The sequence below is a fragment of the Synergistaceae bacterium genome, assembly GCA_017443945.1.
Lineage (GTDB): Bacteria > Synergistota > Synergistia > Synergistales > Aminobacteriaceae > JAFUXM01.
Genome location: JAFSXS010000110.1, coordinates 1 through 11,720, shown reverse-complemented (window position 1 = coordinate 11,720; position 11,720 = coordinate 1). Strand labels below are relative to the sequence as shown.

The following is an 11,720-nucleotide window of genomic DNA, read 5'->3' as shown; positions in this document are numbered from 1 at the left end:
AGGCGGTAAATCTCTCCAAGGAGCCCCAGTACGCAAAATCCAAATGACAGCGTTAATAAATTGCCTGTTGTCCCTTGCGTTACGGCCTGAACTGCCCTGTCTACCTGGAAGATGAGGTTTCAGTAACTCCCACATTTTGTATGATATGTCATGTCGTCTGTAATTTTCTGCCATCTTCTTTCTCCCTTCTGCTTCGTTTTTTATTATTTTACACTATTTGACGACACTATCTAAAAGATTCCCGATTGTTACAGCGTACATCATGCAGACAACAAGAATTTTGCTAGCTCTCTTAATGTCAAATTTTATAATATTTTCCCGGAGAATCATAACTACAGCCGCTGACGAAAGAATATAAATCACCGTGAAATGACGGCCGGACATGAAATCACCGCCGATTCTTATCACATAAATTATATATAACGCCGTCCCTAAAGATAATAATTTATGCCGAATGTCCCTGCACATTAACAACGCAATAAATATATACGCAACAGGAATTATTATTACAGCAGGATCCATAGCAAAACTCGCTATAACGTATTCAATGCCCTTTCTGATATACAGACGCAATGAAATCATCGTACCTAACTTTATATATGCAGTATTGGGAAACAAGAATCCATAATAGAACAACGAAAAAATTTCCCACGCTATAAACGGCAGCACCCCAGCAAATCCAATAAAGAACGCCGGCAAACGTCCAATTTTATTTTTTCTCACAATGAAGCAATATATCAGGAACGGCAAATATATCAAAATATTATCCATTCTAGTCAGCGCGATTAATCCCGCAAGAAATGACAAAATAAATAACTCTCCGCCGGAATAACTTTCACTCTTGAACATCACAAGAAAAAATAACATCCCCAGCGCAAATAATAACGAGTTCTCAAGCCCTGACGTTGAATACGAAATAAATGACTTACTGCACAATATCAGCGTAATAAATATTAAATCCCCGCGAGTCCTGCAAGTCTTATACAGAAGCATATACACGCACAAGACAGAAAAAATTACACACGTCCCAATGCCTATAATATACATTCCGCGCCCGAATAAAGCATAAATCCCCGCAATAATCAGCGTAAATAACGGACATGTACTCGCATTCACACGTTCGCCGATATTATATACAAATCCGTTACCCTCGACTAAGTGCTTGGCCATTACAAAACCGTGATAAGCATCATCACAAAGCCAGCCGGATAATATAATTACAACTGTAACAGCCGCAAAAATCAAAGTTCTTAATTTGTTATCGCTCATTAAATTTTTCTCCATTCAATAAAATTTGCTCCGGCCTTAATAATCTGTTGTGCCAAGCCGTCCTGAAATACTTAAAATTTGCGAAGAAACTATTTACTGATTCGCCCTCTGTGCGTGCCTGCCATTTTGCCGGGACTTCGACGAATTTGACTCCCAGTCTCAACGGTTTTAATGCTGTCTCTAGGAAAAAAGGGTGCTTCAACTCTTCCCAGCGTATATTTTTCATGAGCTTTGACGGAAATAATCTATAAGCATATGTTAAGTCGCTTAGACTCGAGAAATAAAAAATTGCTATAGCCTTCTCAAATATGTAATTACATAATAATTTGATCTTGTTATAACCTTTGAAGCCTCCGCCATGTTTCCAGCGTGCAGCAGTGATAATTTTTTCGGGATTCATTCTTGACTGCTCGATAAATTCTCGAATCAAATGCGGGTCTGTCTCTAAATCAGCTGACATCATGACCAAGTGTGAACCTTTTGCGAGATTTATACCTTCTCGGACGGCACCACCTGCGAACGGCAATTTTTGAGCGTGAATATAAATTTTTGCTCTGTCATTATATTTTGCGATTAAATTATTTGCTGTATTAATTGTGTCCGGACTCGTTTTATCTGCAACAATAATTATAATTTCGGCGATGTCTTGAGGGCTGCAAGTTTCAAGAATTACATTAACAGTCTCAGCAAGTGAATAAGTCTCATCCATTGCAGGAATAAGAATCGAGACATTTTTAAATTTTTCGCTCATATCCGGTTCTCCCAATCCGCAAAAACGTCTTCAAGAGTCCTCATCATAGAATATTCACGAGTATAGCCGAGTGCTTTAATCTTTGACGCATCACCTAATAATAACGGCTCATCAGCAGGACGAAATAATTTTTTATCGCTTATTACTTCGACATCAACACCAGCAATTTTTATCAACATCTGCAAAATTTCACGAATCTTGAATGCTTTCCCGTTGCAGATATTTACAGGTTCTGCAGGATTGCCTTTATCGAGTAATAATCTCATAGCTTTTACGCCGTCTCGAACGTCAATATAATCGCGGCTTGTTTCTAAATTTCCTACGTGAATTTGTTTATCAATTTTTCCGGCTTTGATTAATGCGAGCTGACGTGCAAAATTTTGAATGGCTGTTGCTGGAGGGTGTCCTGTTCCGACATGAATAAACATTCTCGGCAAATAAATTTTCATTCCGTAATTTAACGCATATTGCCGGCCTAATTGTTCGGCACCTGCTTTAGATATTCCGTAGGGTGTGTGAGGCTTTAACTGTCTGTCTTCGATTAATGGACAGTCGGACTCTTTTATATCTCCGTAAGCTGCTGACGAACAAGCTAATAAAATTTTTGAGTCGGGCGCGAAATTCCTTGCAGACCATAAAATATTTAACGTGCCTATATAATTTGTCATGTGAGTCATATATTCAGAGTTCCATGATTCACCGTTAAAGGCTTGTGCTGCCATGTGTATAATTATATCGGGCTTGAGATCGTTCAAGATTTTTGCGAGTGCGTCTCGTTCGAGAATATCACAACGAAAAATTGAATCGTCCTGAAGTGCTGACATTCTGCTAGAAGCTGAATAACGCGCGATCCCATAAACTTCGTGGCCGTCTTTCCTGAATGAGTCCATAAAATGAGATCCGACCATACCTGTACCGCCGGTTACTAATATTTTCATATCAGACCAGCCCCGCAACAATAAAATTTTTGTGATTGATTAATGCGATAAGAAAAGAATAAAATTAGCCCTGTGAACCTGTGAACCTGTGAACCTGTGAACCATTATAGGCGCATAAATTCAATTTTGTCAACCCCTTTTATGCTGAATATTATTATTTCGTACAATTATAATATAAAACTATAAATACTAACATAGCAAGACAATAAAAAAATTTCCCCCTTCACGCGTTTATGTCGGGGGATTTTATTTTTTCTATAGATCCGGCTGATTGTCGGGACTCTTCAGCAAAAATACACGTTCACCCTGCGTAATTAAATTATATTGTTCGCGCGCAAGGTGTTCGAGTCCTTCTTGAGTCTTATAAAATGTAACTTTTTCTTGATAGTCGCGTACACTGTCTTTTTTCTGCTGTAAGACTGCTTCACCCTTCGTAATTGCTTCTCGTATGCTTGCGATTCGTTCGAGTTCAATTCTGTAATAAGTAACGGCTATAGCAATCAGCAATACAGCTATGACTACAAAGAAAATTTGCTTAATCGACGGCATTATCACATTCGCTCAGGAGCATTAACCCCTAAAAGATTTAAACACGAGGCAATGACGATTTTAGCTGACTTGATTAAATTTACACGTGAGAGCGCAATTTTTTCGTCAGGTTCGTCAATGATTCTGTTCGTGTTATAGAATGAGTGAAAGACTCCGGCGAGATTCAGCACATAACCTGTTAAAACTTGAGGAGCTAACTGTGTTGAAGCCTCTTTCACCGCGTCCGGATATTTCGCGAGTGTGTCAGCAAGTTCACGGGCGTTTTTCTCGTCAAAGATTTCACACGCTACAGAGTCATTATTGAGTAAATGCAAATTTCTTTTCTCGATCTCGCGCAAAATTCCTGATATTCTAGCATGAGCATACTGCACGTAAAAAACGGGATTCTCATTTGATTGACGCTTGGCCAAGTCCAAATCAAAATCTAACTGTGAGTCGCTCCTTCTCATCAGGAAAAAGAATCTAGCAGCGTCGACTCCGGCCTCGTCAAGAACTTCACGCAAAGTAATAAACTCTCCTGAACGTGTCGACATGTTGACGGATTTTCCCTCACGAATCAAATTTACAAGCTGAATCAATAACACTTCGAAATCGTCGGGATTCTTTCCCATTGCTTTAATTGCAGCTTTGACTCTTGCGATATAACCGTGATGATCTGCGCCCCATACGTCTATGACTCTTTCGAAATTTCGCGTGATGAATTTATTTCTGTGATAGGCAATGTCTGACGCAAAATATGTCGGCACACCGTTAGCGCGTATTAAAACACGGTCTTTGTCGTCGCCGATTGTGTCTTCTGTCTTGAACCATAAAGCGCCCTCTGACTCATAAGCAAAGCCCCTCGCCTTCAAATCTTCCATTGCTGAACGTACTAAATTATTTGCGTGTAAATAGCCTTCAGGAAAGAAATTATCAAATTTTACGCGGAAGAACTCTAAATCTTCCTTGATTCCTGACATAATTTTATCTGCTGCATAAGTCTTGAAATATTCGAGACTCTCATCTCTAGGAACGTCCAAAAATTTTTTGCCCTCAAGATTAATAATTTCCTGCGCTAAATCGTAAATGTATGCGCCTTTGTAGCCGTTTTCAGGAAAATTTGACTCTTGGCCGAGAAGCTCAAAATATCGCGCTTGAGTCGATTTTCCCAGCGTTATAATTTGCAGGCCTGAGTCATTCACGTAATATTCGCGTTGAACGTCCCAGCCGGTAAATTTAAGGATTCTCGCAACAACATCGCCGACAGCTGCTCCCCGTCCGTGTCCAATATGAAGCGGCCCTGTTGGATTTGCGCTCACAAATTCGACCTGAACGCGTTTATTATTGCCGAGATTGATAGAACCGTAAGAATTTCTCTGCTCGATAATGCTTTTAACTGCTTGGGCGTAAAAATTTCCTGACAGAAAAATATTTATGAATCCCGGTGCAGCAACTTCTATTTTGTCAATTACGTCTGAATGTAAATTTTCTGCGATTTTATTTGCAATATCAAGCGGCTTGGACTTCAAAACTTTTGCGAGCTTTAATGCGCTGCTTGCTGCCCTGTCGCCGTGATTAGGATCTCTCGGGCGTTCAAATTCTGCGCTGCTCTCTTGGACACATAAAGATTTTATTGCGTCATTTAGTGCCTGATTGAGATTTATTACTGCTTTATTTTCTCCGGTTACGTTCATGATTAACACCTTCTATTTAATGGGGATATTTCTAGTTGAGAATGCGTCCCACTGAGCTAAACATTTTTGAAGTACTGCAAAATTTCCCGCCGTGATAGTCTGCATGTTGACAGCAAGTTTTGACTCAGCTGTGAAACTGTGCCGTCTGCTTCTGCTTTCGTCAGTGTAATTTATTTTGTCAGGATTTCGCGGAGTCTTGCCTGTTATTAGTGCTTCCGTGCCCTTCTTGGGATATTCTATTGTAATATTCTGCTCGATTATGAACGGGAATAATAATTCAATGGGTGCCTCTTTTGCTGCGAGATTCTTTATCATGACAGGTTCAAAAACGGGAGGAATCGCAAGCCACCTTACACCGCCGCCGGAAATTCCTGTTTTGTTTACGACTTTGAATGTAATCACGTGCGAGCCTTTGACCGTTTTTAATTTAACGTCGCTGTAATTTGTGAGACCCGGAAAAAGTGATAATAACGCGCCTCTTGCTGTGCCGTCAGTGGGATTCTGACCGAGTAATAAAGCACTCCAGCCCCCTTTAAGAATCACTCTGACAGAACCGTTTAATCTTGCGTCATCGTCTAATTTGAGATTCATTACAGCCGTTAATTTATTGTCAGCGTAGGGACTTGAAGGCAATCTGCGGCGAATCAAAGTATTTGCTTTGCTGACCGTAAAAATTTTCATGCCTGCTAATAATTTCGGGTCGCTCAAATTATGAAATTCTATATCTCTCACGCCCTGAAGATTTAAGACGGGATCATAAAAAATTGCAGCACATAACGGCGTGTCTTCATCCGGATCAAATGGAATATCCCACGCTAACGACGCATTAATTTTTTGTGATGAGAGCCAATTTTTAGCGAGCTTTATTTTTTCTGTTCTTGTCCATTCGCCGTTAACAGGAATTTTGCGGGTGCTTAAACTTTCAGCTAATGTAATTTCGGGCTGCTTCATCAAGTAATCTATTAAACTTTTGGGCGTAAATTTTTTTATGGGAGCTGGTATTTTCTCGACCTCTTCAACATTTTTTATAATTGCTGCGAGTCCTGCGCTGCCTTTCCTGACACTGAATGCGACCCCTTCACGTGATAATCTTGCTATTTCTCCTGCGATTGAGTAAGGCTCTAAATTAATTCTCCGCCATGTATAAACGTTATCGCTGTTAAGAGTCTCGTTTTCGGGTGAGATTCTTGCGGGAAAAGTTTTAATTGCTAATTTGTTCGGTGAAGTAATTTCAAGAATCGACTCCCAGACTCGTAAATCTTCCTGAAACCAGCAAAGGCCCTCGATGTCGATTTGTTCCGGCAAAATTTCCTTCCATGAGATAACTATAATAAATTCTTCAGGCAATCCCGAAAAAGTTACGTTCACTAAATTATTTTTCTCTTCGGGCGTAATAGTCAGTATTTGAGCACCGCTTGCAGGATCATAAACAGATGACTCGATGACTTCAATACTTCCATTTGCGGGAACTGGTAAATTCCAATTAAGCCATTTTCCGCCAAGACCGCGACGGCCTCGAATGACATAGAGTCTTTCAGCTTCGACACCGCCGTTTTCTGAACGTGATATAGCTGTGTGCTTGAGCCAAATAATGCCCTGATCTGCCGGATAAGTTGCAAAATCGGGATTCATCTGGCGCATACGTGATAAATTATAATCGAGCGCAAAAGATTCAAGACTCGTGCAGGCAACAATAATTAACGCGATAAAAAATTTCTTCACGAGTTAAAGCCCCCTTCCATGACAATATTTATATTTTTTCCCGCTTCCGCAAGGGCATGGATCGTTACGGCCGATTTTTTCTTTTTTGCCGGGCAATATATTATTATTATTTCTCGGAGTTGTTGAGAATTCCGGCTTGGAATACTGCAAATTTTCGCGTTCTCTTAGTTCGGGAGTGCTAAGAATTTTTGAGCGCAATATCCTGTCGCAAAAAGTAATTTTCACGCGATCCATCATTTCTTGAAATAAATTATATGACTCGAACTGATATTCAATTAATGGATCTTTCTGGCCGATAGCTCGTAATCCGATACCGCGTCTAAGTTCGTCCATTGCTGTTAAATGTTCGCGCCATTCGTTATCGAGAATATATAAAAGTGTCCCGCTCACAATTTCGGCTGCTGCGTTTTCGTGGAAGGTCTCAAGCTCTGCAATTTTTGCATTATAGCGCGATTGAATGAGGTCAATAATTTCCTGTTTCATTCCTTCCATATCGAGCCGGTTATCAACTTTTGCGATTTTTCCTTCTGCGCCGGGCCCGAAAATAGATTTTAATTTTGCTGCTGCCCGTTCAGGTTCACAATTGGAATTGTCCGGGAAATATTTATCGAGCAGATCATTAATAACGCCTTTGAAGATGTCCCAGCCGTAATTTGGCATTTCATCGGGAGCAGTTGAAAGAATTGACTCGCGTTCTGCGTAAATTGCTTCTCTCTGCTGATTCATTACGTTGTCATAAGCTAATAACTGTTTGCGTATGTCAAAATGTAACTCTTCGACTTTTTTCTGTGAGTTCTCGATTATTCGCGTCAACATTGATGATTCTATTGCTTCACCGTTTTTCATGCCTAATTTGCCCATTAACGGTTGAATCCTGTCAGAGCCGAACAAACGCAATAAATTATCTTCAAGCGATAAATAAAATCTTGACGCACCCGGATCACCTTGACGACCTGAACGCCCGCGTAACTGATTATCTATGCGCCTTGACTCGTGTCGTTCTGTGCCGATAATTGCAAGACCGCCGTTTTTCACGACTCTTTCGTGTTCTGCTTCGTCGGGAGGATTACCGCCTAACATTATATCTGTACCGCGTCCGGCCATGTTAGTTGCGACTGTTACAGCACCTTCACGGCCTGCCTGAGCGATAATTAATGCTTCCTGTTCGTGATATTTCGCGTTCAAAACGTGATGAGGAATCTTGCGAGCTTTTAATAATTTGCTGACTCTTTCTGAGTTCTCGATTGAAGTAGTACCGACTAAAACCGGCTGGCCACGTTTATGACATTCTACAACTTCATCAGTAACGGCAGAATATTTTTCCTGTTCTGTAGCGAATATTACATCAGGATAATCTACGCGAATCATTTTTTTGTGAGTCGGAATTGTTATAACTTGAAGGCCGTAAATTTCTTTAAATTCTTCTGCTTCTGTTGCTGCTGTTCCTGTCATGCCTGCGAGCTTGTGATACATTCTGAAATAATTTTGCAGTGTTATTGTCGCTAAAGTTTGACTCTCACGGCCGATTTTGACTCGTTCTTTAGCTTCTATTGCCTGATGTAAACCTTCAGAGAACCGCCGGCCAATCATGAGTCTTCCGGTAAATTCATCAACAATAATAACTTCGCCGTCTTTCACGACATAATCAATATCTCGTTTATAAAGTGTGTGAGCCTTTAACGCCTGAACGACTCTATGTGCTAAATCTGAGTGTGTAAGCTCGGAAAATAGGCCGGGAATCTTTAAATACTCCTCACATTTTTGTATGCCTGTTTCAGTTAGTGAAATGCTGCGTTCTTTCTCGTCCTTCTCAAAGTCTCGGCCTTCCTGCAAATATCTTGCTGCGCTGTCTGCTTTTGTGTATAAGCTCGTGTCGTCGTCTGAAGCTCCGGAAATTATTAATGGTGTTCTTGCTTCGTCGATTAGGATAGAGTCAACCTCGTCAACAATGCAGAAATTATGACCCCTTTGCACTTTGTCGGAGAGTCTAAGCACCATGTTATCGCGCAAATAATCAAAGCCAAATTCGCTGTTAGTCCCATATGTTATATCAGCTTTATACGCTGCGAGTCTGTCTTCATCGGGCATATAGGGATAAATTACGCCGACGTTCAAGCCCAGAAAATTATAAATTGGACTCATCCATTCTGCGTCGCGTTTTGCTAGATAATCATTTACTGTTACCAAGTGAACGCCCTCACCCTTGAAAGCGTTTAACACAACTGCTAGAGTTGCCGCTAAAGTTTTGCCCTCGCCTGTTTTCATTTCTGCGATTCTGCCGTCGTGTAAAGCCATCCCGCCAATTAATTGCACGTCATAATGTCTAAGACCTATAGTACGCTGCGAGACCTCACGAACGATTGCAAAGACTTCCGGCAAAATGTCATTTAAGTCATCTGAGTGTGCTCTAAGTTCATTTGCGCGCGCCTTTAAGTCCTCGTCAGATTTTGAGTGTATATTATCTGCGTACGAGTTAATAATATCGACAAAGCCGTTATAAGTTTTCAAAGCTCTATCGTTAGGATCAAGACCAAGAAATTTTTTTATGCTGTTAAGAATCAAATTTTATCCTCCATACTATATTATTATGTGAAAAGATTATCATAATTCGATTTTTGCTACAACGATAGAAGGTGTGAATTTGCTAAATTTTCATGTGATAGAATATTTATAGACGAGGCATTCCATAACTGGGTGGAGATGCTTGGGACTCCCTCCAGCAGTAACGGAGGAGGTGAGGTCTGTGCTTAAGCTCTTGGATACGGCCATAAAAATACTGCACTTCGTCGCCACCATTGGGACTTATGCAGCAATTTTTGAGTTAGTCTTGAAATTGATCGCCAGATTACTTACTCACTAAGAACCTGTTTAAATTTTTAGGTGTCGAGGTGGGTTTACGGTCCCGCTTCAGCATCTAAATTTTATAAAGTGTTCGTCCTTCCTCGTCGGGGCGGCACTTTTTTTACACGCTTACATTATAACACGCAAATTTTATGCTAATAACTCTTTGTTTGCGTAAATGACTGAACCAGCCTGACAAGCCGGACAAATGCAGAATTTTTCGCCCTTATCTTTTGCTTCATGACAAGATTTAGCGAGATTAGCTGCTGCTTCTTCGCCGAAAAACTTTTTGCCCATATCTGACTCTGCAAGTGCTATAGTCTCATCAATGCTGCAAACATTTTCTTCGAGAGCCTTAATTAATTTATCTGCGCTTGCTTTGTCCTATGCCTTGAGATAATTTTCTGCTGCGGCCTTGAGTTCAGGATTGCAGGAATATGCGGCTATTAAGTCATTAACTTTTGCGGTTAATTCTGATTTCGTCATGATAAAATTTTCTCCCCTTGATTCATAATTTGCAAGCATAATAATACAAGAAAAATTTTCGAGCAAGAGTCATAAATAATTCTGCAAAAATTTCGTATTTTCATGCCACAAAAATTACTTACTCTGTGATAAGAATAATAGCTAATAGAAAAATTAAAAATTGGGAAGGATTCTTTATTATCATGAGTGAAAGAATTGGCGTTATAGGAGTAGGACATCTTGGCCAGCACCACGCAAGAATTTATACAGAGCTTTTAGATGCCAGTCTGGTCGGAGTTGCAGACAGCGACATCGAACGCGCCCGCTTCATCGGTGAACATTTAGGAGTCCCCGCATATAGTTCAATTGAAGATCTTATAAATCATAAACAAGTCGACGCGCTTTCTATCGTTGTACCGACAAGCCAGCACTACCAAACCGCAAAAACTGCACTTGAAGCCGGGATTCATGTTTTAGTCGAGAAACCTGTAACGCTCAGACCCGAAGAGGCCGGCGAACTGCTTGACATTGCAACACGAAAAAATTTAGTCCTTCAAGTCGGCCACATTGAAAGATTCAACAGCGCAATTAGATATATTTCGCAGATTCATCCGCAGCCCGTTTATCTTGATTCACGCAGAGTCGGCCCATTTAGCGCAAGAATTAACGATGTCGGAGTCGTCCTTGATTTAATGATTCATGACATAGATATAATTTTGTCGCTCGTTCCGTCGAGTATTGCGAAAATTGCCGCTACAGGTTCATGCGTATTCAGTGAACATGAAGACATTGCAGACGCTCAAATAACTTTTCAAAATGGTGTAATTGCTCATATTTTAGTGAGTCGTTGTGCTGAGAAAAAATGCAGACAGTTAGAAATCGTCGAACGTGAGCGCCAGATTACTATAAATTATGAGCTTCAAACAGTGCAAATCAGCCGCTGCGTAAATAATTCTGATGGACAAGTCGAAATAAGAGAGACTCCGGTCTTCCCGAAGAGTGAGCCATTAAAATTAGAACTTGCTGATTTCGTAAGGTGCGTCAAGGACAAGAAACCCCCAGTAGTAGGAGGCAAGGACGGCAAACGAGCTTTAGAAGTCGCTGTAGAAATTTTACGGCAGATAAATGCGAGTCCCAACAATGACGAATTAAGACGAGCTGTATAAATTATAAATTTACGCACATATAAGAACTTTTCTTTTTCCAGCTTGATGGAGTGCCAGCGCAAATGAGACTCAAAATATAACTGACACTCCATTTTTGCACAAATTACGGGTATAGATAGTTTTATAAATATTCAAATGTAATTGCCATAACTCATAAGATAAATGCGAGTCCCAACAATGACGAATTAAGACGAGCTGTATAAAATATAAATTCATGCACATATAAGAACTTTTCTTTTTCCAGCTTGATGGAGTGCCAGCGCAAATGAGACTCAAAATATAACTGACACTCCATTTTTGCACAAATTACGGGTATAGATAGTTTTATAAATATTCAAATGTAATT

10 protein-coding genes are annotated in these 11,720 nt (G+C 40.3%); 1 reads left to right on the top strand and 9 read right to left on the bottom strand.

What is annotated here, in order from left to right:
- The 9 genes from IJT21_11265 to IJT21_11225 form a co-directional block, all read right to left on the bottom strand.
- Positions 1 to 174: transposase (locus tag IJT21_11265; GenBank protein MBQ7578831.1), on the bottom strand; the 174-nt coding region annotated here is incomplete at its 3' end.
- 39 nt (positions 175 to 213) lie between these two features.
- Positions 214 to 1,284: a glycosyltransferase family 39 protein gene (locus IJT21_11260; GenBank protein MBQ7578830.1), complete on the bottom strand. Its 1,071-nt coding sequence runs from the start codon at positions 1,282 to 1,284 to the stop codon at positions 214 to 216.
- Positions 1,259 to 2,020 (bottom strand): glycosyltransferase family 2 protein, encoded by a 762-nt coding sequence (locus IJT21_11255; protein ID MBQ7578829.1) that lies wholly within the window; start codon positions 2,018 to 2,020, stop codon positions 1,259 to 1,261. Before IJT21_11255 ends, IJT21_11260 begins: the two co-directional genes overlap by 26 nt.
- A complete protein-coding gene (locus IJT21_11250; protein MBQ7578828.1) occupies positions 2,017 to 2,958 on the bottom strand; it encodes a GDP-mannose 4,6-dehydratase in 942 nt (313 codons plus the stop codon). Before IJT21_11250 ends, IJT21_11255 begins: the two co-directional genes overlap by 4 nt.
- A 255-nt stretch (positions 2,959 to 3,213) precedes the next feature.
- The gene (locus IJT21_11245) at positions 3,214 to 3,507 is read right to left on the bottom strand and encodes a hypothetical protein (GenBank protein ID MBQ7578827.1); all 294 of its coding nucleotides are present in this window, start codon (positions 3,505 to 3,507) and stop codon (positions 3,214 to 3,216) included.
- Positions 3,508 to 3,509: 2 nt separating this feature from the next.
- Positions 3,510 to 5,180 (bottom strand): arginine--tRNA ligase, encoded by a 1,671-nt coding sequence (locus tag IJT21_11240; GenBank protein ID MBQ7578826.1) that lies wholly within the window; start codon positions 5,178 to 5,180, stop codon positions 3,510 to 3,512.
- A 12-nt stretch (positions 5,181 to 5,192) separates the two neighbouring features.
- Positions 5,193 to 6,902, bottom strand: coding sequence for a hypothetical protein (locus IJT21_11235; GenBank protein ID MBQ7578825.1), 1,710 nt, complete (start codon positions 6,900 to 6,902; stop codon positions 5,193 to 5,195).
- Positions 6,903 to 6,905: 3 nt separating this feature from the next.
- Positions 6,906 to 9,461: a preprotein translocase subunit SecA gene (gene secA, locus IJT21_11230; protein ID MBQ7578824.1), complete on the bottom strand. Its 2,556-nt coding sequence runs from the start codon at positions 9,459 to 9,461 to the stop codon at positions 6,906 to 6,908.
- Between the two features lie 432 nt (positions 9,462 to 9,893).
- A complete protein-coding gene (locus IJT21_11225; protein ID MBQ7578823.1) occupies positions 9,894 to 10,040 on the bottom strand; it encodes a hypothetical protein in 147 nt (48 codons plus the stop codon).
- A gap of 371 nt (positions 10,041 to 10,411) precedes the next feature.
- Here IJT21_11225 and IJT21_11220 point away from each other — a divergent pair, with 371 nt between their 5' ends.
- Complete coding sequence (locus IJT21_11220; protein MBQ7578822.1) at positions 10,412 to 11,374, top strand: Gfo/Idh/MocA family oxidoreductase; 963 nt, start codon at positions 10,412 to 10,414, stop codon at positions 11,372 to 11,374.
- Positions 11,375 to 11,720 lie beyond the last annotated feature (346 nt).

Coding starts and splice junctions, on each gene's coding strand:
- IJT21_11250 (MBQ7578828.1), bottom strand. CDS start 2,958: ATGAAAATATTAGTAACCGGCGGTACAGGTATGGTCGGATCTCATTTT.
- IJT21_11255 (MBQ7578829.1), bottom strand. CDS start 2,020: ATGAGCGAAAAATTTAAAAATGTCTCGATTCTTATTCCTGCAATGGAT.
- IJT21_11225 (MBQ7578823.1), bottom strand. CDS start 10,040: ATGGGCAAAAAGTTTTTCGGCGAAGAAGCAGCAGCTAATCTCGCTAAA.
- IJT21_11245 (MBQ7578827.1), bottom strand. CDS start 3,507: ATGCCGTCGATTAAGCAAATTTTCTTTGTAGTCATAGCTGTATTGCTG.
- IJT21_11260 (MBQ7578830.1), bottom strand. CDS start 1,284: ATGGAGAAAAATTTAATGAGCGATAACAAATTAAGAACTTTGATTTTT.
- IJT21_11240 (MBQ7578826.1), bottom strand. CDS start 5,180: ATGAACGTAACCGGAGAAAATAAAGCAGTAATAAATCTCAATCAGGCA.
- IJT21_11220 (MBQ7578822.1), top strand. CDS start 10,412: ATGAGTGAAAGAATTGGCGTTATAGGAGTAGGACATCTTGGCCAGCAC.